A 21,503-nucleotide genomic window follows, 5' to 3' on the forward strand; every position below is an offset into this window, starting at 1 on the left:
CCGGCACACCGAGCAACGGTGTGCCGGACGAACTCGGGTGCCGGGTCGGGTCAGGCGGTGCTGGCCTCCTTCGCGTCCTTCGCCGTCGGGGTGGATTCCGGGTCGTGGCGGCGTAGTCCGACCAGGACGATCGCGCAGAGCGCGACCACCGCGGCCGCGCCGACGTAGAGCTGGGTCGCTGTGGCGCCGGCGTCCCTGAGCATTCCCGCGACGGTGGGGGACAGGATGGCCCCGATGCGGCCCATGCCCAGGGCCCATCCCATGCCGACACTGCGCAGCTGCGCCGGATACAGCGTCGGCCCGACCGTGTAGAGACCGGCGATGCAGCCGTTGATCAGCGCGCCGACGACGACGCCGATGCAGAAACCCAGCCACAGGACGGAGGTGCTGACGATGAAGACGACCATCATCACGGCCGACAGCAACGAGAATCCGATCAGCACGACCCGTGGCGTGCGCATCCGCGCGGCGAGGCCGTAGAGCACCGAACCGACCGTGCCGCCGATCGAGATCGCCATGCCGGCGGTGACCGCGGCGCTCTCGGACAGTCCGTCCTCGACCAACAGCGTGGGCGTCCAGCTGTTGACGAAGTAGAAGCCGAACATGATCGTGATGAAGGCCGCCCAGAGCAGGATCGTGGGCGTCAACAACCGCCGGAGCCACCCCGAACCGGTGCGCCCGTCGACGTCCACAGTGGACCGGACCTGGTCGAGTTCGGCCCAGCTGACGGAGTTCATGCCCATCCGGCCCAGCGTGCGGTTGATGCGTTCCAGCGCATTCCGCGGGCGGCGCTGTTCGAGATAGGCGACCGACTCGGGCAGCAGCAGGAGGATGACGACGAGTGCGATCAGATTGGCGAATCCGCCTGCGTAGAACACGATCCGCCAGTCACCGCCGACGGCGGTCTGCGCGACCAGGCTCGCCGCGGTGGCGCCGACGCCGTAGCCGGCCGTGTAGATACCGATGGCGAGTCCCCGGTTCTTGGCGTTGGAGAACTCGCTGGCGATCACGTTGGCGCTGGCCAGGATTCCGCCCACGCTGATGCCGGTGACGAACCGGAAACCCGCCATCACCGGCATGTTCGGGGCCATGGCGGCGCCGAGCATGCCGACCGTGCCGAGGACGAGGCTGATGACGATGATCGGCCGGCGTCCGATGAGGTCGCCGAAGGGGGCGAGCAGCATGGAGCCCAGGGCCATGCCGATGAGCCCGGCCGAGACGAGGAGCCCGAATTCGGAACCGGTCAGTCCGAACTCGTCGGTCACGGCGGGGCCGGTGAAGGACACGGCCATGATGTCGAAGCCGTCGAGACAGTTGATGAAGGCGCACAGGGCGACGATCAGCCATTGGTATCCGGACATCGGCGCCGCGGCGGTGCGTTCAGCGATGTTCATGGAAACATCCCGATGTGAGAGGGCCCGCGGGGCGGGTCAGGTGAGGTGGAGGGTGACGGTGGCGTTGCCGCCGGGGCGGTCGGCGACCGCTCGCGAGACGCACAGGCACAGGTCGGCCGACCGTGCCTTCTGCTCCTGGCTGAGGAAGACGTCGCGGTGGTCGATGGTTCCGTCCGTGTCGACGACCTTGGCCAGGCAGAGTCCGCATTCGCCCTTGCGGCAGTCGGAGAGCGTGTCGATTCCCGCTGCGTTCAGTGCATCCAGGATCGAGGTGTCGGGTGCGACGACGACCTCGCGATCCCATTGGGGAAGGCGCACCCGGAACTCCTCGGCGGCGAACCGGCCGCTGGAGCCGAAGGTCTCGAACCGCAGGTCGGTCTCCGGCAGTGCGTGCTCGGTCCAGCTGGTCCGGATCGCGTCCATCAGCCGGATCGGGCCGCACATGTAGAGCTCGGTCGATCGGGAGTCCGCGGCGATGCCTGCCACGAGATCGGGGATCGACAACGGCGTGCCCTCGTCACTGACGTGCACGCGGACGCGGTCGTCGTGTTCGGCGCAGAGCTCGTCGACGTAGGCCATGACCCGGCGGCTGCGGCCGACGAGCACGAGTTCGTAGCCGGCGCCCCGGCGGCGTAGCGCGGTGGCCATGGCGGCCAGCGCGGTGACGCCGATGCCGCCGGCGACAAGGACGTACCGGCTCGCGCCGACCGAGAGCGGGAAACTCTGCAACGGTCCCGTCACGGTGAGCTCGTCGCCCACGGTCAGTGCGTGCATGGCCGCCGAACCACCGCGGGAGGTGGGGGAGAGCTGCACGCTGAGGGTGAGCCTGCGGCCGTCGCCGGCGGACCGCACGACGGAGTAGGACCGCACGACAGGGTGGGAGCGGCGCTCGCCGGGTACCGGCACGTCGACGTCCACATGCGTGCCGGGGGCCGCGGGTGCGGCCTGCTCGAGTTCGAGCACGATCCGGCGGACGTTCTCGGCGATCTCCTCGGTCTCGGCGACGCGCGCCCGTTGGCGGCGGGACCGGTCCTGGATCGCCATCAGACGGCCCGCCCCGGTGCGGGGGCCGCCAACGGTCGCCCTTCGGCGGTCAACATCCGTTCGAGGATCCGGCGTACCCACATCCCGCCGGCGTCGATGTTGAGGCTGTAGAACTGATGTCCCGGGTTGGCGTCGATCGCGCGCTGCTGGGCCCGCAGCATGTCCTCGTCCTCACGGAAGACGCCGTGCACGGCCTGCCGCAGTTGCGTGGTGATGCTCTGGCTGCCCAGGCAGTAGTTGCGCATGAAGGCCCAGAAGTAGTGGCACGTGCGGTCGGTCTCGGGGGTGATCGTGTTCATGACGAACCCGTTGACGCCCTGGCTGCGGTCGCCCTCGGGGGCGCCGGTGCCGGCCTTGGCGACACCGACGTCGATGCAGATCGTGCTCGGCGCCTGGAACGTGATGATCTGCCAGCGGTCGACCCTGCCCTCGAATCCGGGGAACTTGTCGCGCAGGTTCTTCAGCCAGAACGGCGGCGGGTCGATGTCGCGCATCCAGCGGGTGACGGTGACCGTGTGCTCGTCGTGCGTCACGTCGAACTCGGCCTCGGAGAGTTCGTCCTGGCCGATGCTCGAGGAGTGCACGAACTCCTCGTGCGTGAGGTCCATCAGGTTGTCGAGCACGAGCTGGTAGTTGCAGTCGGCGTGGATGGTCTCGCCGTCGCCCGCCCACTCCGGATCGTCCATCTGGTACATGTCCGGGACGGTGCTCGGGTCGGCCAGGTCGGGATCGCCCATCCAGACCCAGACGTACCGGTAGCGCTCGACGACGGGATACGACGGCACGACCGCGCTCGGGTTGATCGTCTCCTGTGCGGGCATGGCGGTGCAGCGGCCGGTCGAGTTGTAGCGCAGACCGTGGTACGGGCACTGCAGTTCGTTGCCGAGGATCTTTCCCTGGGACAGCGGCGCCAATCGGTGCCAGCAGGCGTCGGCGAGCGCGACGGCCCGGCCTTCGCTGTTGCGCCACAGCGCGAGCGGGACGCCGGCGACGGTGCGTGCCAACGGCTGCTTGCCGGTGACCTCGTGGTCCCACGCCGCGACGTACCAGGTGTTGCGCGGGTGGTTGAAGATCTTGGCCGGCGCCGGGTCCGCCGCTGAGCCCGTGGAGCTCGTGGACTCAGCGGGTTCCGTGGCGGACGTGGGGAGGGGAGAGGTGAGCGTCATTGGCCAACTCCCTATGAAGGTAGGTATGTGTTGGACAGGTCACAAAGTATCTATCTATATAGTGAGTTGGCAAGGGTGGATACGGTGAGAAGTCGGGGAGAGGAGGGGATTGTGTCGCTGCGATGGGCGCTGATCGCGCTGCTGACGGGTCGTCCGATGACCGGGTACGACATCTCGAAGGGCTTCAGTCGGTCGGTCGCGCACGTGTGGCACGCACCCGACTCGCAGATCTACCCCGAGCTCAACCGGATGGAGCGGGACGGTCTGCTGCGGTCGGTCGAGATCCCCTGGGGGAAGAAGGGGACGAAGAAGGAGTACCACGTCACCGACGAGGGGCTGGCCGAGTTCCGGACGTGGATGGATTCGCCCCAGGTGCCTCAGCGGCAGCGGGATCCGGCCTACCTGAAGGCCGCGTACTTCGACTTCGCCGATCCGGCGGCCGTGCGCGAGCAACTGCGCCAGCAGCAGGAGTACTGGGAGGAGCATCTGGCGATGCTCGAACGCACGCGGGCGAGCCTCGTCGACCGCACGCATCCCATCCTCGCCGCGCGCATCGAGAAGCTCGACGACCGTGAGGCCGAACTGGCCGTCCGCTGCAAGGTCTACGCCTACGACGGACTGATCGCGCGTGCCCGGAGCGAACTGGCGTGGATCGCCGACGGCTTCACCCTGGTCGACGAACTCGAAGCCTGAGCACGAACGGCTGGCCCCTCGCCGCCGTCATGACCACCCGCGTGTAGCCCAGTTTTCGGGCCCTGCAAGGGATCTCGTCGAACCCGTCGCGGATCGCGTAGTGGCACAGCAGCTCACTGTCCTTCGGCTGTCGCATTGACGGTCGCGATCCCGCGCTGCTATCAACGTATCAGGAATCCTGAGAGATTGGCTGATGATGAGTGCTGCTGTGCAGAACGCGACGGGAGCGAGTGGCGAGCCGTGGGGCGACACCGTGCTGGTGGAGTTCGACGAGGGCATCGCCTGGGTGACGCTCAACCGGCCGGACAAGCGCAACGCGATGAACCCCACGCTCAACGACGAGATGGTGCGCGTGCTCGACCATCTCGAGGCTGACGATCGATGCCGCGTCCTGGTGCTGACCGGCGCGGGGGAGTCGTTCTCGGCCGGGATGGACCTCAAGGAGTACTTCCGCGAGGTCGACGCGACCGGAAGTACGGCCGTGCAGATCAAGGTGCGCCGCGCGAGTGCGGAATGGCAGTGGAAGCGGTTGGCCAACTGGTCCAAGCCGACCGTCGCGATGGTCAACGGCTGGTGCTTCGGCGGAGCGTTCACGCCGCTCGTGGCCTGCGACCTGGCGTTCGCCGACGAGTCGGCGCAGTTCGGCCTGTCCGAGGTCAACTGGGGGATCCCGCCGGGCGGCGTCGTCAGCAGGGCGCTCGCCGCGACCGTTCCGCAGCGGGACGCGCTGTTCCACATCATGACCGGCGAGCCGTTCGACGGACGCGAGGCCGCCCGGATGCGGCTGGTGAACGAGGCGTTGCCCGCCGACCGGCTGCGCGCGCGGACGCGTGAGGTCGCGCTGAAGCTCGCCTCGATGAACCAGGTCATCCTGCACTCGGCGAAGACCGGGTACAAACTCGCGCAGGAGATGCCGTGGGAACAGGCCGAGGACTACCTCTACGCCAAGCTCGACCAGTCGCAATTCGCCGACCAGGCGGGAGCGCGGGCGAAGGGGCTGACCCAGTTCCTCGACGACAAGTCCTACCGACCCGGATTGAGCACCTTCGATCCCGACAGGTGACCATCCGGCGGCACGGAGGTGAGCCCCATGCGTAATCAGGGCCTGGGGTCCTGGCCCGACCGGCGTGCGCGGATGACCCCCACCGCGGTGGCCGTCGTTCACGAAGGGCGGGAACTGACCTACGGCGAACTGCGGGACCGGGTGCGACGCCTGGCCTCGGTGCTCGCCGAACGTGGTGTCCGGGCGGGCGACCGGGTGGCGTATCTCGGGCCCAACCACCCCGCGTATCTGGAGACGCTGTTCGCCTGCGGGGTTCTGGGCGCGGTCTTCGTCCCCGTCAACAGCCGGCTCACCGCCTCGGAGGTGGATTTCACGCTCGCCGACTCGGGTGCGACCGTGCTCGTCCACACCGCGGACCGGTCGGGCGTGGTCGCCGAGCTGGCCGCGCTCGACCGCCTGACGGTCATCGAGACCGGCCCGGCGTACGAGGAGCTGCTCGCCGCATCGGCCCCGGACGATCGCGACGTCCCCGTCGAACTCGACGAGGTGTGCCTGATCATGTACACCTCCGGCAGCACGGGACGGCCGAAGGGCGCGATGCTGACCCACGGCAACCTCACCTGGAACAGCATCAACGTGATCGTCGAATCCGACATCGCGAGCGACGAGCGGACACTCGTCGTCGCACCGCTGTTCCACACCGCGGCGCTGGGCATGGTGTGCCTGCCGACCCTGCTCAAAGGCGGCCGGGTGGTGCTGCAGTCGGGCTTCGATCCGGCGGAGGTCCTCCGGGCGGTCGAACGGGAACGGATCACCGTGATGTTCGGCGTCCCGACGATGTACGACGCGGTGGCTGCCGACCCCGGATGGGAGACGGCGGACCTGTCCAGTGTTCGCACGTTGTTGTGCGGCGGCGCCCCGGTGCCGATCGCGACGATCCGGCGCTACCTCGAGCGCGGACTGAGCTTCGTGCAGGGATACGGCATGACCGAGACGGCCCCCGGCGCGCTCCTGCTCGACCGGAACCACGTCACCGACAAGATCGGCTCGGCGGGCGTCCCGTCGTTCTTCACCGACGTACGGGTCGTGGATTCGGCGGGCGTTCCGGTGGCCGCGGGGCAGCGCGGCGAGGTCGTGGTCAGCGGTCCCAACGTGATGCGCGGCTACTGGGACAGGCCGGACGAGACAGCGGCCGCGTTGCGGGACGGGTGGTTTCACTCCGGCGATGTGGCCACAGTGGACGAGGACGGCTACGTGTTCGTCGTCGACCGGGTCAAGGACGTGATCATCTCGGGCGGCGAGAACATCTACCCCGCCGAGGTGGAGAACGAACTCCACGAGTTGGCCGGCGTCCAGGCCTGTGCCGTGATCGGCGTGCCCGACGCGAAATGGGGCGAGGTCGGCAAGGCGGTCGTCGTCCTCGAGCCGGGCGCAGCGCCCGACGCCCCCACGCTGCTCGACGGACTGCGCGGCAGGCTGGCGTCCTACAAGATCCCGAAAACGGTCGAGTTCGCCGAAGCGCTGCCGGTGACCGGATCGGGCAAGGTGCGCAAGGGCGAGTTGCGGCGGCGCTACCGCTGACGACGACGGAAGGCCGGGGCAGGTCCACGGGGCTGCCCCGGCCTTTTGTCTTCGGAACCCTGAGTGTCAGGGTTCCCCTGTCAGAACGGGTATTGCGGTGCGGTGGCGCGCAGGGTCATCCACTGGGTCTCGGTGAACGACTCGAGGTTGGCGCGCTGCCCGCCGACGCGGGACGAGCCCGACGCGCCGACGCCGCCGAAGGGAGCGTTCGGGTCGTCGTTGAACGTCTGGTCGTTGATGTGCACCAGGCCGGTCGGCACCCGGTCGGCGATCGCGGTCGCGCGCGCGAGGTCGTTGGTGAGAATCCCGAGTGCGAGGCCGAACTCGCTGTCGGCGGCCAGCTGGGCCGCTTCGTCCACATCGGAGAACGGCCGGACGCACGCGACGGGGCCGAACACCTCCTCGCGGTAGGCCGGGGTGTCGGCGGTGCAGTCCGCCAGCACGGTCGGACGGTGGAACAGACCCTCGTGCGTGCCGCCCGAGACCAGCCGTGCGCCTGCTGCGACGCTGGCCTCCACCAGGCCCGTGACGTGCCGGAGCTGCTTGTCGTCGATGACGGGCCCGAGTGCGACGTCCTCCCGGAAGCCGTCGCCGACGGTCAGTGCGTCGGCCTTCTTGCCGAGCAGTGCGACGTAGTCGTCGTAGACCGACTCGTGGACCAGGTGCCTGCCGATCGCCATGCACACCTGTCCGGAGTGGACGAAGTTGCCGAACGCGCCGCAGGACGCGGCGGCCTCGAGGTCGACGTCGTCGAGCACCACGAGGGCGCTGTTGCCGCCCAGTTCGAGATGGCTCCTCGTCAGCGTTTCCGCGGCTCGTGCACCGATCGCCCGGCCCGCGGGCGTGGACCCGGTGAACGACACCACGCGGACCTGAGGGGCGTCGATCAGCGCGCCGCCCACGTCCGCGTCGCCGGGCAGCATGTGCAGGACTCCGCTGGGGACCCCGGCCTCCTCGAAGATCCGGGCGAGAACGACACCTCCGCACACCGCGGTACGCGGATCCGGCTTCACCAGAACACTGTTGCCGAGCGCGAGTGCCGGCGCGACCGAGCGGATCGCGAGGATCAGCGGGAAGTTGAACGGCGCGATGACCGTGACGACGCCCGCGGGCACGTGGCGTTCGACGCTGATGCGCGGCATCGGCGAGTGCAGCAGCTGCCCGTACGGGGCGGTGGCCAGTGCGGCGGCCTCGGTGCATTCGGCCACGGCGGCCTGCACCTCGATGTCGGCCTTGAACCGCGTGGAACCCGCTTCCCGCACGATCCATTCGGCGATCTCGTCGGCGTTCTCGGCGAACAGGGTCGCGGCGCGGGACAGCACCGCGGCCCGTTCGAAGGCGGAGGTCGCCGCCCAGTCGCGCTGCGCCTCACCGGCTCGCTGTGCTGCGCGGGTGGCCTGGCCGGCGGTGGCGTGTCCGACGTCGGCCAGCGCCGACCCGGTGGCCGGCTCCGTGGCCGGATAGGTGCCACCCTCGGCGGCCGTCCAGCCGTCGCTGGACACCCGTCCCTGCCACGAGGTGCTGTCGAGTAGCCGCATTGCTCACTCCCCATCTTTATGTCAGGTTCCCTGATGATGATGGGTGTAGAGTTCGGATGCAAGGTGTTCGGGCCGGTCAGGTCCGAAAAGTCAGGCCTCGGTCGTGCGGGAGGGATCGCCGGTCAGTGCGGTGAGCGTGGTGATGCCGTGTTCGAGCCCTTCACGGAAGATCTCGCGCTGGCCGCTCGACAGTCCCGCGGTGAGTGCCGACTCCAGTTCGTGGATTGCGGGGGAGCAGCGGTCGAGCAGATCCTGTCCGTCCTCGGTGAGGGTGGCGAGCAGCACCCGCTTGTTGGCAGGATCGGCCTCGCGGCGCAGATAGCCGCGCTTCTCGAGGGTGAGGACCATTTCGTGCATCGTCTGCGGACGCAGGAACGCGCGCCTCGCCAACTGTGCCGACGACGTCCCACCGCGCGCCCGGAGCACCGTCAGCGCCGTGTACTGCAGCGTCGTCAGCCCGAACGGCCGCAACGCGTCGTCCATCAGCGCGCGGATGGCCAGCTCCAGTCGTTTGACGAGGTAGAGCGTCAACGGCGGCGTGGGCTCACCGTCCGGTGCGCCGCCGTGCTGTCCTGCGATGTGGTCACTCACGGTCCGTATGATTCCACGCGCCTGTCCCGGGAGGAGAAATCCGAACGCACGGCGCGTGGCGTGACTGCGTGGACGTGGCTGTGCGATCGCTCGCCGGGTGGTATCCCTACGATGGATCTTGACGACATGCCGGATGCGAAGGACTGGGGAGTGCGATGACGGCCGGTGGCAACGACGCGGACAGGTTCGCGGGCAAGGATCTCGAGCTCGACAAGCCGAATCCGGCGCGGATGTACGACTACGTGCTGGGCGGGGACCTCAACTACGCGATGGACCGCCAGCTCGTGGACGAGGTCATGACCGCGATGCCGCGTGCCCGCGACACGGCCCTGCTGAACCGGTACTGGCTGCGCCGCGCCGTGCGTTACGGCGCACGCCAGGGGATCCGGCAGTTCCTCGACCTGGGATCGGGCATGCCGACGGTGGGGCAGGTGCACGAGATCGCCCAGGAATTCGACCCGGAGTCGAAGGTCGTCTACGTCGACAACGAGCGCATCGCCGTGGCGCACAGCGCGATCGTGTTGGAGGACAACGACCGCGCCGAGATGATCGGCGCCGACGCCGAGCGGGTCGACGAGGTCCTCGGACATCCCACGACGCGGCGGCTGCTCGATTTCGACCAGCCGGTGATGGTCCTGATGTCCGCGCTCGTGCACTACTTCCCGCCCGGCGAGCGGGACGCCGCCACGATGATCACCCGCTACCGCAACGTACTCGCCCCTGGTAGCTATCTGGCGCTGTCGAGCTTCACCGGCGACCACCAGGACGAGGAGATGTTCCGGGCGGTCGAGCTGAGCAAGGGCACGAGCGAGCCCATCCACCTGCGCAGCCGCGAGGAGGTCCGGGAACTGATGTCGGGTTTCGACCTGGTCGACCCCGGCATCGTGTTCACCCCGGAATGGCACCCGGACTCCCCGGAGGACGTGGGCGAGAAGCCGGAACTGTCCGGTGTGTTCGCCGTCGTCGGCTACAAGCCGTGACACCGGTGGCCGGCTCCGGTGACGGGCCGGCCGGTGCGCCGGTTCAGGGCGCGGGCCAGCCCGTGTAGGCCTCGGCGAGGTAGGTCGCACCGGCGGTGGACCGGACCACCGAGCGCAGCTCGGCGACCTGGCGGCGGAGGTCGAACTCGTCGGCTCCCGGGCCGCGGTGCAGCATCGCGGTCATCCAGTACGAGAAGTGCTGGGAACGCCACACCCGATCCAGCGCGCGCCGCGTGTACTCATCGAGCACGTCGTCGTCATCCGCGGCGAGAGCCTGTTCGAGCACCTCGGCGAGCACGGCGGCGTCGGCGAGCGCGAGGTTGAGGCCTTTCGCTCCCGTGGGCGGAACGGTGTGCGCGGCGTCCCCGGCCAGCACCATGGCGCCGTGGCGCATCGGCTCGACGACGTTGCTGCGAAAGCGCAGTACCGACCGGTCGACGATCGGCCCCTCGACGAGCTCGTGCCCGTTCGCACCGACCCGCGCCTGCAGCTCCGTCCAGATGCGATCGTCCGACCAGTCGGCGACGTCGGTGTCCGGATCGCACTGGAAGTACATCCGCTGCGTGGTCTCGGTGCGTTGGCTGATCAACGCGAACCCGCGATCGGAATGGTTGTAGATCAGTTCCGGAGCGCTTTTCGGTGCCTCGCACAGAATCCCGAACCAGGCGTACGGATACTCCTTGCGGTACTGCCGGATCTCGGACTCCGGGACCTCGTGCCGGCACAGACTGTGCGAGCCGTCGGCGCCGACGAGGTAACGGCACCGGACCTCGTGGGCGCGGCCGTCGGCGCCGGTGAACCGGATCGCAGGACGCGCGGTGGTGACGTCGTGCACGGTCGTGTCGCGGACCCCGAACCGCACGTCCGCCCCGTCAGCGGCCCGCGCGTCGGCGAGATCGACGAACACCTCGGTCTGCGGGTACAGCCACACCGACGCGCCGGCCAGCTCCTGGAAGTCGATGCGGTGGATCTCGCCGCCGAAGGCGAGGCACGTGCCGTGGTGCTGATCGCCCTCGGTCAGCACCCGCCGCGAGACGCCGGTCTCGCTGAGCAGCCGGACGCTGTCGGCCTCCAGGATGCCCGCCCTGGCGGTGCGTTCGATCTCGGTGCGCTCGCGGTGGTCGACGACGACCGAGTCGATGCCGCGGCGGGCGAGCAGGTGCGACAGCATGAGCCCGGCCGGACCGCCGCCGACGATCCCCACCCGCGTCGTGGTGATCTCCCGTGCGGTCATTCCTGCTCGCTCTCGGCGAGGACCCGGCGCGCGACCGCGAATCCGTGGTTGGCGGTGGGAACGCCGCAGTACACCGCGCTCTGCAGGATGACCTCGCCGATCTCCTCGCGGCTCAGGCCGTTGCGCAGGGCCGCGCGCACGTGCATGGCGAACTCGTCCCAATGGCCGCGGGCGAGCAGTGCGGTGAGCACCGCGACGCTGCGCATCCGCCGGTCGAGTCCGGGGCGGGTCCACACACTGCCCCACGCGTACCGCGTGATCAGGTCCTGGAAGTCCTCGGTGAAGGCGTCCTTGGCCGCCTCGGCCCGGTCGACGTGGTCGTCGCCGAGTACGTCGCGGCGCACGCGCATCCCGTCGTCGTAGCGGTCGCTCATCGCATCTCCCGTCGGAGTCGTCGTGGTGGAGTGCTCGTGTCGTCGGCGGGCCGGGCTCAGCCGCGGTACCGGTCGAGCACGGCGTCGACGAAACGGCCCGCGGCACCGACGTAGTCGCCGGGAGTCCCGGTTCCGCCGCGTTCGGCGAGCAGCTCGTCCGCCGCGGCGTCGGCGTGGGCGCGCATCGCGGCGACGTCGACCTCGAGGCCGCCGACGAGACCGGCCGTCTGCGAGGCGGCCGTGGTGGTCAGCTCCAGCAGCCGGCGCAGTGCCGGCCATTCGGCGTGCCATGCGCCGTCGGGACGTTGGTCGACGGCCTGCGCCGCGGCCAGGTGCAGGGTGGCGCCGAGCTGCGGGGCCTGCAGCGCCGCACCGCGGATCAGGACCGACAGCACCGGGTTCCGCTTGTGCGGCATGGTCGACGAACCGCCGTGTCCATCTGCGGTGCCCTCCCTGACCTCGCCGATCTCCGGCCTGCCGAGCACGGTGACGTCGGTGGCGATCACTCCGGCCGCATCGCACACGCCGACCAGCGCGTCACCGACGTCGGTGATCGGGCGGCGGCGGGAGTGCCAGGGCAGGCCGGGCCACCGGAGGTCGAGTTCGCCGGCGAACGCCCGGGCCGTCGCGATCGGATCTGCGGCCAGGTCGGCCGTCAGGGACAGCGTTCCCGCCGCGCCGCCGCACTGCACCGGAAGGGTGCTCGCGCGCGCGGCCGCGGCGTCGCGGGCGTCGAGCACGCCCGCCAGCCACTGCGCCGCGGTCAGCCCGAACGTCACCGGGACGGCGTGCTGGGTGAGGGTGCGGCCCGGCATGACGTCGTCGCGGTACCGCGCCGCGAGTGCCGCCAGGTGGCCGGCCGCCGTGGTGAGGTCGTCGCCGATCCGGTGGAACGCGGCACCGGACACCAACATGAGCGCGGTGTCGAGCACGTCCTGACTGGTCAGTCCACGATGGACGGTGCGGTTGAGCCGGTCGTCGTCCACGGCGCGCCGCAGGGCCGCCACGAGCGGCACGACCGGGTTTCCCGAGGACTCCGCGTCGCGGGCCAGCTCGTCGACGTCGAGGCGTGCGGCGGTGAGAGCCCGCGTGATGCGCTCGGCCTCGTCCCCATCCAGGTCGCCGGTCGCGGCCAGGGCACGCACCCACGCGATCGCGACCCGCCGCAGCGCTTCGGCCACCGCGGCGTCGTCGGTGAGTTCGGCGCCGCGATGCGCACCCGGTTCGAGCAGGCCGCTCATCGGTCGTGTCCGGGGAAGGTCAGGAACACGGTCTCGCGGTCGCCCTGCAGCCGGATGTCGTGGCGCAGATTGCCGTCGGCGTCGCGCTCGGCGATCAGAGTGGCGCGGCGCTCGTCGGGCAGTGTGCCGAGCACGGGGTCGGACTCGAGACCGGGTGCGGGCACGTAGATGCGGGTGAACAGCCGGTCGAGCAGCCCGCGGGCGAAGACCGTGACGGCGACGTACGCGGCGGCGCCCTCGCGCGCGGGCGCCGGTTCGACGGTCGTGAAGTCGTAGCGGCCGGCAGAGTCGGTGGCCGCCCGGCCCCAGCCGGTGAACCGGCCGTCCCGGCGCAGCGACCCCTCCGACCGGGCAATGCGGCCTGCGGCGTCGGCCTGGCGGATCTCGAGGAGCGCATCCGGAACCGGTTCGCCGGCACCGTCGTAGACCCTGCCGTGCAGCCGGATGCTGTCTGCGGCTCCGAGAGGGGACAGCCGCGGGCCGTCGTCGTAGGGGAGTGCGTAGTGGAAGAACGGGCCGACGGTCTGGCCCGGCGTCGGGGCGAGTTCAGACATGCTCGTCCTCCATCGGCGTCGCGTGCGTGCCGGTGAGCACGATGTCCCAGCGGTATCCGGTGGCCCACTCGTGGGTCGTCAGGTCGTGGTCGTACGCGGCGACGAGTCGGTCGCGGGCCTTCCCGTCGGTGATCGACTGGTAGATGGGGTCGAACGGGAACAGCGGGTCGCCGGGGAAGTACATCTGTGTCACGAGTCGCTGGGTGAACTCGTGACCGAACAGCGAGAAGTGGATGTGGGCGGGCCGCCAGGCGTTGTGGTGGTTGCGCCACGGATACGGACCGGGTTTGACGGTGGTGAACCGGTAGCGGCCGTCGTCGTCGGTCAGGCACCGGCCCGCGCCGTGGAAGTGCGGGTCGAGGGGCGCCGGGTGCTGATCGCGTTTGTGCACGTACCGCCCCGCGGCGTTGGCCTGCCAGATCTCGACCAACTGGTGGCGTATGGGGCGACCGTCGGCGTCGAGGACCCGGCCCGTGACCACCATCCGTTCGCCGATCGGTTCACCCTGGGGGTGCAGGGTCAGATCCGCCTCGGTGGGGTCCACATCGGACTCACCGAACACGGGCGCGACAGTTCGACGTCCTCGGGGTCGACGGCCAGCGGGAGCCGGGTGGGGTGGCGGAGTGTCGAACTGCGGTACGGGGCGAAGTCCAGCCGGGTCCGGGTCTCGCCGGGTTCGGCCTCGGCGTGGATCCGGGTGATCTCGTCGGAGATGGACCGCTGCGTTGCGGGCGTCATGGGTCACATCGTGCGCGGAGATCACGACGGGGGCTAGGCTTGACTTTCACTCAGTGAAAACAGTCGGAGGGTGAGCATGGCGGGCAACGTGTCGACGCCCGGTGCCACCGTGGTGTCGCGGGTGCTGGCGGTGCTGTACGCGTTCGACAACGGGCATCGCAGGCTCGGGGTCTCCGAGGTGGCGCGCCGCACCGGCCTGCCGGTGCCGACGGTGCACCGCCTGCTGCGCGAGCTCGCGGCGGGCGAGGCTCTGACCCGCGGCGACGACGGCAGGTACGTGATCGGCAGGCGGTTGTGGGACGTGGGCCGGCTGGCCCCCGAGCAGACCGAACTGCAGCAGGTCGCCTCGCCGTTCCTCAGCGACATCCACGCGGCCACCCGCGCGACGGTGCACCTGGCCGTGCGGGACGGCATGGAGGTGCTGTACCTCGACCGGCTGTCGGGGCGCGCGTCGGTGCCGGTCGTCAGCCGGCCCGGCTCGCGGCTCCCGCTGCACGCCACGGGGGTGGGCAAGGTGCTGCTGGCCCACGCGCCGGAGCAGCTCCGGGACGCCTACCTGGCCGCCGACCTGCGCAAGCCGACCGTCCACACGATCACCCGGCCGGATCGGTTGCGCAGGCAGCTGGCCGCCGTCCGGCGGGAGGGGCACGCGACGACGGAGGACGAGATGACGCTCGGCGCCTGCTCCATCGCCGTGCCGATCACGCGGACCGCCCCGAGCGGCCCGGAGGTGGTGGCGGCCCTGGGTATCGTCGTGCCGACGCTCAAACGGGAACGCACCCGGCTGCTGACCGCCCTGCACGTCGCCGCGCAGGGCATCGCCCGCAGCCTGCCGTGACCCGATCGTTCCTGGTGGTGGGCCGGGTCGGACTTGAACCGACGGCCAAGGGATTATGAGGCATCCGGCAGGCGTCGCACAGCGCTCTTACCAGTGGAAACGCTTGCACGGGACGTCACGATGGGTGCGAACGAGGCACCACGAGCAACCATTTCGCACCCAAACTCGCACCCAGGCCTCGGCAAGTGTCCACGACGGCTGCGGCATCACCCCGGCTCAATACGGCTGCGCACGTCAGACTCCGTCGTGCACAGCTCGGTACTGCTCGTCGGTCACCGGTTCCAACCAGGGCGCGCCGCCGGGCCCGCGATCAGTCCGACGAGTGCGCCATCAGAGTCTCGGCTGCACCTCGGTCCCGGTGCTGGCCCGGCGGGCACCGGACCGTGTCCCCCGCACGCACCCCTGCGCCGTCGTCACTACGTGTGACGACGGCGAACCCCTGGCCCTGACGGTACTGTTGCCCCGAGGCTTGGCCTTCTACGGCGCCGCGAGCAATATCTACCACGTCGGCCTAAATCTCGGTGACAGGATGGCCCAGGGCCGGCTCGCAGGACCCCGACCAGAATCGGGCCTTACCGCAACCCAAGGCAGACGACTACGTCGGGGCAGTCGGCCGGCCAGGTGAAGTACCGCCGCTCTCGCCGAACCTGGACCGAGCAGCGGTTAGCTCCAACTATGGCCTTTGGTAATTGGCGCGGCCAGCTTCCTTACCTCGCGAGTGGCGGACCTCGTGGTTGCGACCACACGTGCCGCGCTGCTGGCGGTTCTGAGGTGCTGTTAAACCGACGTTTGAGTGATAGAAGGCGCCTGCCTCGCAGCGCGATCTGACGCAGTGTCACCCTAATTGCTATTCGCGAGTGAATCGGTCCCGACTCCGCGACCAAGAACGTGAAGCGATCTCTACGCTAGAGCTAACGCATCATGCTCTCGGGGAGGAACAAGTATATGGATCCGACATCGGAAACCACGATCGTTGCCTCAGTGATCGCGGCGCTGGCGAGGTCGTTCACGACCGACGCGTGGGCGGGATTCAAGGAGGGGCTTGGCAGGGTCCTTGGGCGCGGGAACAAGGACGATGCCGCGCGTGAAGAGGAGCAATTGGAGCGGGACAAGGATCGACTTCTAGCAGCTCAGGACGACAGCAACACCGACATCGCCAATCGTGTTGACGCCAAGTGGACCATACGGCTCCAGGAGTTCCTCGAAGAGCACCCGGAGCATTTTGACGAACTTCGCGCTCTGGCTTACGAGTACGGCGACGGTTCCGCGAGCCCGGCTGCATCGCAAAGCGTTGTCAACCGCAACGTCGCGATGGGTGGCAGCCGGATCATCTCCAGCGGTATCGGCGATGTCAATGTGCACCTACCGCGCGGAGAGTGATCAGTGACCGACCTGAGCCGTAATGATCGAGCTTCGGCACCAGCCACGTCACATGCGATTGTAAATACGGTCTTTGCTGATCGCGGATCCAATCCTCGTGTCGCCGGGCGCGATGTTATTGAGAACATTGAACACCATCATTACAACGGCATCGGTTCCGAACCAATGGACTGGGACCTCCAGGAAGCACGACTTGGTTTCGTGCAGCCTCGTGGATATGTCGAGATTCAGCAAAAGTTTCTCGAAAGTCATGTTGTAGTGCTGTCGGCCACACGGGGAACAGGGCGTCACACTGGGGCACTCAACCTCCTTGCTGCGGCTGAAGAACAAGTGCGCCGTGACGGATCCCCGATCCGGGAGTTCCGCCGCTTGCGCCCAAGTTGGCTTCGCCCCCAGGCCGAGTCACTTCCACGCCTCGCTCGCTACGGTTACCTTCTCGACCTCTCAGACAGCGTGGACAAGCTCGATCCTGCGGGGAAGGTTGACGCTCGTCCGTCAAGCCAGTTCGGGGCGAGCTTGAAAGAACATGCGGCGAAGTTGAGTAAACTCGGATCATTCCTCGTCGTGCTTGTCACACCGGAAGTCTGGCAGCGCTGTGAGACCTCCGCTCAGTCGATCACTGTGTCATGGCAGAAGCCATGTGCGACCGATGTCGCAATAGCTGCGCTCCGGAACCGATTTCGACGTGAAGACCGTATCGAGTGGCTCCACGAGCCGCCGTTCTCGACCACATTAACTGAAGGATCATTATCTCCTACCAATGCCACACGTTTGGCGTCAGCCATTTCGCGCGCCGAACAGTCAGAAGACGGCACCGTCAGTGCGCAGAAGATTGCGATTGATGAGTTTCGCAACTGGTCTGAGCATCTCCGGACATGGTTCCGAGAGAAGACGGATATCTACGATCGCGCAATCCTTATCGCTGCCGCCGCGCTCGGGAGGGCGCTCGACCAAGAAATCGTGAATGCTGCCGATAACCTCTTGGAGGTCGCGAACGAAGAGAACACGATTCGCAACCCGCTTCGCGCCCCTGATCTCGTGGAGCGCCTTGCCAGCACGGGGGCAGATATCGGCCTTGACCACTTCGTGTCACTGAACGACAAGCGCCCTGGCTTCGATACTGCCGTTCTCGATCATGTGTGGCGACAGCGCCCCAAGCTGCATCCCACCTTGCTGGACTGGCTTGTCCGACTCGCCACTGCTGACAAGGTATCACGGGCACGACGCGAAAGGATTGCATCCGTTATCGCAGGCTTGGGAATACGCAGGGGAATCTCGCAGCATGTGGTTGATTTCGCCCGAAACCAAGCGAAGGTTGGCCATCGCGAGCTTGCTGTCATGATTCTTAACGAGAGCGTTCTGGATCCTGGTATCGGTTCCTATGTCCGAAACCGCATTTCCGGATGGGCATCGAGCAAAGACCCGTTGCTACTCGACTTGGCTGCCGCCGTTTGCGGCGGCAGGATCGGTATCGAACGTACAGACCTCGCGCTGACGCGACTCGGCCGAGTGCTCACCAACCCTCACGCCTCACTTGATGTCCTGCGGACGGTTGGCCGGGCGTTGGGAGCACTTGCGGAGCGGGACGACCTCCGGCCTTCTGTGATGGAGACCGTAACGGCGATGCTGACGAGCAACCCGCGAAGTGGTGCGCAGATGTTCTTGGAGATCGCCACATACCAGGACGACACCTTGGTTGTTCCACGTCTGATACGCGATGCCAACAGTGACGAGGCGATGCGTGCGACGTTAGTGCAATGCTGGCAAGAGTCGCTAACAGCGTTGGGACCGGGGCCGTGCGCACGAGCTATGGACACATGGATCGGTGCAAGCGAAGCTGGAAAACTCGACGAAGGCACCGTACTCGCGATCTGTATGCCTGTGCTGCATCTGGATACGGACTTGAGTCTAGCGACGCTGGTCTTCAAACACGTGTCAGACAAGTTGCACCAAAAGGTGATGCGTGACCTCATGCTTTACCACCGCCAGCAGAGGCAAACACAGGCATGAGCCGACGGAAACACCGTGCTCAAGTCCCTGATGACCCATTGGTAGTCCACACAGTCATCACCAGCTATGTTCCCGGCGCCGACTTCGACGCATGGCTCCATCCAAGGTGGTCGCCGGCAGGCAAACGAAATCCTGACAATCCCGGTACAACTGCGCTGGATAACGACTGGCACCACCAGGCCAGCAACGCAGCCCTCAACAGGGTTAGGCAGGTGACGGAACGTCATGCTGCCGTGCGGTTGGTTACGCATGTCAGGGCCGTCGAGCTGGCCATCAACGCTGAACTGGCCGTCCCGGAGAAGTCCTCTGCACCCCTCGATGCCATGATCGGCGGGTTTGTCAATCTCGCTCCAGCCACAAACAGTGAAGTCGCTACCAACGACTACCTTGCGAGCCTTCGTGACGAACGCATCCGGGCCGACCGGGAGCGAACGCGAGCGCGCGCACGGGAGGACCTGTTCGAAGATCATGGGATGGCGTGGTCTTGGTGGGCAGACCAGGGACCCGATATGTTGGCCGTGCTATCAGCCTCGTCGTTCGAGGCGATGCTCGATAAAATGGACAGTGCGCGGAAGCATCGCACAGCAGAACAGCTGAGCGAGCAAGATTCGTTCGCCCACATCCTGATCAACTTTATCGAAACCACCACGCCCACGAAACACCGAGCGATGCTGGGCCTGTTCCGCGAGTATCTAGATCATTTCCAGCGTCACGATCTCGTTCAGCGGCTGGACAATTTGTCGACGCCCACAAGCACCGACCGCCAGGCCGAAGCCACCGACGAGAGCAGCTTGCAGCTCGGATCGCATAGAACGGATGAGAACTCCTCCGGCTCTGAGACGACGTGATCCACTCACGTAGCCGGGTGGCGTTGCCTGGCCGCCGGCAGTTCCGGGAAGCCGTGGACGGCATCGGCGAGATCGAGCCCCCGCTCGTGTTGGGATCGGCCCTGGTTGATGTAGCGCCCGAGCAGGTTCGCGCTGCCTCGGTAGTCCAGGGGTTTGATGTCCCTGAGCAGGTGTGTCACGCCGACGGCGCGGTCATCGCCACGGCATTGGCGACGGTGTTCTCGGTACCGGTCCCCCGGAGTGGGCCGATAGACCGGAGCGCGGACGAAACGCTCTGGTCCCACATGCACGTCGATCTGCTCGACCGGAAGAAGTGGAGGACCCGCGCCGAGCTGACCTCATCGACACGATCATCACGCTGGCCGATGACGGCGATGCGCCGGCCTTCCGACGGTAGTTCGATGCTGCTGACGCGAAAGGGATCAGCGCTGACGGGGTTCGCGACATGCCGGCCATCGACGCCAGAGTGCTTACGACCGGCAACCCCGCCCACGTCCGATGGCGCGACATCGAAACAGCTCGCCCAGCGCTGGAACGCATAGGTGATGCCAATCCGCCGCTGGTCTACGGATGGCTGACCGGCTAGGACCAGCAAGGTCGCACCGCGCCTGGTCACGACGTCAGCTCCATCGGTCTCACCGGCGCCTCTGGCGAATGGCATGCATGCCGTTACGAAACGTGACCCCACAGTGGCGCCTTCCGAGCGGAAGTCAGACCAGGAAGGTGAACAGGGGACTGTCCGGTGACACCTGCTCGATGCGGTGCGGGGCTGCATCCATCCGCTTGAGCATGGGCTCCAGATTCTCCGGGGCACCCAGCTCGACGCCGACCAGCGCGGGGCCGGTTTCACGGTTGTTGCGCTTGACGTACTCGAAGCGCGTGATGTCGTCGTCGGGGCCGAGGATGTCGTCGAGGAACCGGCGCAGCGCGCCCGGCTCCTGTGGGAACTCGACCAGGAAATAGTGCTTGCGGCCCTGGAAGACGAGTGCCCGCTCGACGATCTCGTTGTATCGGCTGACGTCATTATTGCCGCCTGAGAGGATGCAGACCACGGTCGCGCCCTCGGGCAAACCCAAGTCGAGGCCCAACGCCGCCGACGCAAGCGCGCCAGCTGGCTCGGCGATGATCCCGTCAGACTGGTACAGGTCGAGCATCTCTACGCAGATCTGCCCCTCCGGCACCGCCACGAGCCGCGGCTGCTGCTCCGCCGCCACGGCGAACGTGTGCCGCCCGACCTGCCGCACCGCGGCACCGTCGACAAACGGGTCGACGTCCTCGAGCGGTACCGGCCCGTCCTCGGCGAGAGCACGTGCCATGCTCGCCGCGCCCTGCGGCTCGGCGCCGACGACCCTCACCTCCGGATCCGTCTCGCGCAGCCACGTGAAAGTCCCAGCGAGCAGCCCGCCACCGCCGACCGGGACCACGACCACGTCGGGAACCCGGCCGAGCTGCTCGACAACCTCCTTCACAACAGTGCCCTGGCCCGCGATGGTGCGCGGGTCGTCGAAAGCCGGGATAACAACAGCGCCGGTGTTCTTGGCGTACTCACGTGCAGCCGCCGCGCAGTCGTCGTAGGTCTCGCCCTCAACAACGATCTGCACATACTGGCCGCCGAACCGGCCGACCCGGTCACGCTTCTGCCTCGGCGTCGTCCTCGGCAGGTACACCCGCGCGCTGACACCAAGCGCGGCGCATGCGAACGCGACGCCCTGTCCGTGGTTTCCTGCGCTGGCGCACACGACGCCCCGCGAACGCTCATCGTCGCTGAGGGAGGCGATGAGGTTGTACGCGCCGCGGCCCTTGTACGAGCGCACCGTGTTGAGATCCTCGCGCTTGAGCCACACCTCGAGGCCGTGCCGTTGGGACAGCCGCTCGTTACGCTGCAACGGGCTCGGCTGGATCACGCCGGCGAACCGGGTGGCCGCCTCAGTGACATCCGCCGCGCTCACGGCTCCGGCGTCCGGGACGTTCTCAGCCAACGCAGTCCTCCTGTCGTACTTTTGAACCACGAGTAGCCGGACGAGCACGGTCGGAACCCAGCCAGCACGACCGACGGGCCACACACACGCCGCTACTCTTCTACAAGATCAGGGAGACCCTGAACACCTTCGCGCTGAAGTGGCCCTCGCGGCCATTGCGGAAGATGCAGCAATCTACCGTTCTTCCCGGATCGACCGTGTAGCGGCCGGCGACAAACCTGGCCGCGAATGGACACCCTGGGGCTGCTGAAGGGGTGTGTGACATCTGAGTTCGCTTGCCGAGAGGTGGGCGTGGAAGGATGTTGTTGTGCCCAAGC

General features: G+C 67.7%; 20 protein-coding genes and 1 pseudogene. 8 read left to right on the forward strand and 13 right to left on the reverse strand.

Annotated elements, in window-relative coordinates; all coding sequences use genetic code 11:
- Positions 1-50: 50 nt before the first annotated feature.
- Genes BJF85_RS10835 through BJF85_RS10845 form a run of 3 tightly spaced genes read right to left on the reverse strand, consistent with a single transcriptional unit; the run spans position 51 to position 3,604 of the window.
- On the reverse strand, positions 51-1,394 hold the full coding sequence (locus BJF85_RS10835) for an aromatic acid/H+ symport family MFS transporter (RefSeq protein WP_075847040.1): 1,344 nt from the start codon (positions 1,392-1,394) through the stop codon (positions 51-53).
- A 36-nt stretch (positions 1,395-1,430) separates the two neighbouring features.
- Positions 1,431-2,438 carry a PDR/VanB family oxidoreductase gene (locus BJF85_RS10840; protein ID WP_075847042.1) on the reverse strand — a complete coding sequence of 336 codons (1,008 nt, stop codon included), beginning with the start codon at positions 2,436-2,438 and terminating at the stop codon, positions 1,431-1,433.
- Positions 2,438-3,604 (reverse strand): aromatic ring-hydroxylating dioxygenase subunit alpha, encoded by a 1,167-nt coding sequence (locus BJF85_RS10845; RefSeq protein ID WP_083666229.1) that lies wholly within the window; start codon positions 3,602-3,604, stop codon positions 2,438-2,440. The genes BJF85_RS10840 and BJF85_RS10845 overlap by 1 nt, the downstream gene beginning before the upstream one ends.
- 111 nt (positions 3,605-3,715) lie before the next feature.
- Here BJF85_RS10845 and BJF85_RS10850 point away from each other — a divergent pair, with 111 nt between their 5' ends.
- From BJF85_RS10850 to BJF85_RS10860, 3 genes are all read left to right on the forward strand, one after another.
- Positions 3,716-4,297: a PadR family transcriptional regulator gene (locus BJF85_RS10850; protein ID WP_075847044.1), complete on the forward strand. Its 582-nt coding sequence runs from the start codon at positions 3,716-3,718 to the stop codon at positions 4,295-4,297.
- Between the two features lie 196 nt (positions 4,298-4,493).
- Positions 4,494-5,360 (forward strand): p-hydroxycinnamoyl CoA hydratase/lyase, encoded by an 867-nt coding sequence (locus BJF85_RS10855; protein WP_075847084.1) that lies wholly within the window; start codon positions 4,494-4,496, stop codon positions 5,358-5,360.
- A 27-nt stretch (positions 5,361-5,387) separates the two neighbouring features.
- Positions 5,388-6,881, forward strand: coding sequence for a long-chain fatty acid--CoA ligase (locus BJF85_RS10860; RefSeq protein WP_075847046.1), 1,494 nt, complete (start codon positions 5,388-5,390; stop codon positions 6,879-6,881).
- Positions 6,882-6,961: 80 nt separating this feature from the next.
- Here the strand turns inward: BJF85_RS10860 and BJF85_RS10865 are convergent, their stop codons facing one another.
- Both BJF85_RS10865 and BJF85_RS10870 read right to left on the reverse strand, forming a co-directional pair.
- A complete protein-coding gene (locus BJF85_RS10865) occupies positions 6,962-8,419 on the reverse strand; it encodes an aldehyde dehydrogenase family protein (protein WP_075847048.1) in 1,458 nt (485 codons plus the stop codon).
- Positions 8,420-8,509: 90 nt separating this feature from the next.
- Entirely contained in the window at positions 8,510-9,010 is a 501-nt protein-coding gene (locus BJF85_RS10870) for a MarR family winged helix-turn-helix transcriptional regulator (RefSeq protein ID WP_255375550.1), read from the reverse strand.
- Positions 9,011-9,165: 155 nt separating this feature from the next.
- Here BJF85_RS10870 and BJF85_RS10875 point away from each other — a divergent pair, with 155 nt between their 5' ends.
- A complete protein-coding gene (locus BJF85_RS10875; RefSeq protein WP_075847050.1) occupies positions 9,166-9,990 on the forward strand; it encodes an SAM-dependent methyltransferase in 825 nt (274 codons plus the stop codon).
- A 43-nt stretch (positions 9,991-10,033) separates the two neighbouring features.
- Here the strand turns inward: BJF85_RS10875 and BJF85_RS10880 are convergent, their stop codons facing one another.
- The 5 genes and pseudogenes from BJF85_RS10880 to pcaH all read right to left on the reverse strand — a co-directional run bounded on the left by BJF85_RS10880 (position 10,034) and on the right by pcaH (position 14,131).
- Complete coding sequence (locus BJF85_RS10880) at positions 10,034-11,224, reverse strand: 4-hydroxybenzoate 3-monooxygenase (RefSeq protein WP_075847052.1); 1,191 nt, start codon at positions 11,222-11,224, stop codon at positions 10,034-10,036.
- Positions 11,221-11,598, reverse strand: a complete 378-nt coding sequence (gene pcaC / locus BJF85_RS10885) for a 4-carboxymuconolactone decarboxylase (RefSeq protein ID WP_075847054.1) — start codon at positions 11,596-11,598, stop codon at positions 11,221-11,223. Before pcaC ends, BJF85_RS10880 begins: the two co-directional genes overlap by 4 nt.
- 56 nt (positions 11,599-11,654) lie before the next feature.
- A complete protein-coding gene (locus BJF85_RS10890) occupies positions 11,655-12,839 on the reverse strand; it encodes a lyase family protein (protein WP_075847056.1) in 1,185 nt (394 codons plus the stop codon).
- Positions 12,836-13,393 carry a protocatechuate 3,4-dioxygenase subunit alpha gene (gene pcaG / locus BJF85_RS10895; protein WP_075847058.1) on the reverse strand — a complete coding sequence of 186 codons (558 nt, stop codon included), beginning with the start codon at positions 13,391-13,393 and terminating at the stop codon, positions 12,836-12,838. The genes BJF85_RS10890 and pcaG overlap by 4 nt, the downstream gene beginning before the upstream one ends.
- Positions 13,386-14,131, reverse strand: a pseudogene (gene pcaH / locus BJF85_RS10900) (protocatechuate 3,4-dioxygenase subunit beta). Before pcaH ends, pcaG begins: the two are co-directional and overlap by 8 nt.
- Before the next feature lie 76 nt (positions 14,132-14,207).
- Between pcaH and BJF85_RS10905 the strand changes: the two are divergent.
- The 4 genes from BJF85_RS10905 to BJF85_RS10925 all read left to right on the forward strand — a co-directional run bounded on the left by BJF85_RS10905 (position 14,208) and on the right by BJF85_RS10925 (position 19,207).
- Positions 14,208-14,969 carry an IclR family transcriptional regulator gene (locus BJF85_RS10905; protein WP_075847060.1) on the forward strand — a complete coding sequence of 254 codons (762 nt, stop codon included), beginning with the start codon at positions 14,208-14,210 and terminating at the stop codon, positions 14,967-14,969.
- Positions 14,970-15,914: 945 nt separating this feature from the next.
- Positions 15,915-16,349: a hypothetical protein gene (locus tag BJF85_RS10910; RefSeq protein ID WP_139320573.1), complete on the forward strand. Its 435-nt coding sequence runs from the start codon at positions 15,915-15,917 to the stop codon at positions 16,347-16,349.
- Positions 16,350-16,352: 3 nt separating this feature from the next.
- On the forward strand, positions 16,353-18,359 hold the full coding sequence (locus tag BJF85_RS27265) for a hypothetical protein (RefSeq protein ID WP_139320574.1): 2,007 nt from the start codon (positions 16,353-16,355) through the stop codon (positions 18,357-18,359).
- A gap of 212 nt (positions 18,360-18,571) precedes the next feature.
- Positions 18,572-19,207, forward strand: a complete 636-nt coding sequence (locus BJF85_RS10925) for a hypothetical protein (RefSeq protein WP_139320575.1) — start codon at positions 18,572-18,574, stop codon at positions 19,205-19,207.
- A 5-nt stretch (positions 19,208-19,212) separates the two neighbouring features.
- Here BJF85_RS10925 and BJF85_RS27945 read toward each other — a convergent pair whose 3' ends face one another.
- The 3 genes from BJF85_RS27945 to ilvA all read right to left on the reverse strand — a co-directional run bounded on the left by BJF85_RS27945 (position 19,213) and on the right by ilvA (position 21,156).
- Entirely contained in the window at positions 19,213-19,386 is a 174-nt protein-coding gene (locus tag BJF85_RS27945; RefSeq protein ID WP_158056887.1) for a hypothetical protein, read from the reverse strand.
- Positions 19,383-19,823: a hypothetical protein gene (locus tag BJF85_RS10930; protein WP_075847070.1), complete on the reverse strand. Its 441-nt coding sequence runs from the start codon at positions 19,821-19,823 to the stop codon at positions 19,383-19,385. The genes BJF85_RS27945 and BJF85_RS10930 overlap by 4 nt, the downstream gene beginning before the upstream one ends.
- Before the next feature lie 94 nt (positions 19,824-19,917).
- Positions 19,918-21,156, reverse strand: a complete 1,239-nt coding sequence (ilvA, locus tag BJF85_RS10935) for a threonine ammonia-lyase IlvA (RefSeq protein ID WP_075847072.1) — start codon at positions 21,154-21,156, stop codon at positions 19,918-19,920.
- Positions 21,157-21,503: the final 347 nt, after the last annotated feature.

Origin of the sequence: Saccharomonospora sp. CUA-673, from assembly GCF_001942305.1 — a bacterium.
Classification (GTDB): Bacteria; Actinomycetota; Actinomycetes; order Mycobacteriales; family Pseudonocardiaceae; genus Prauserella.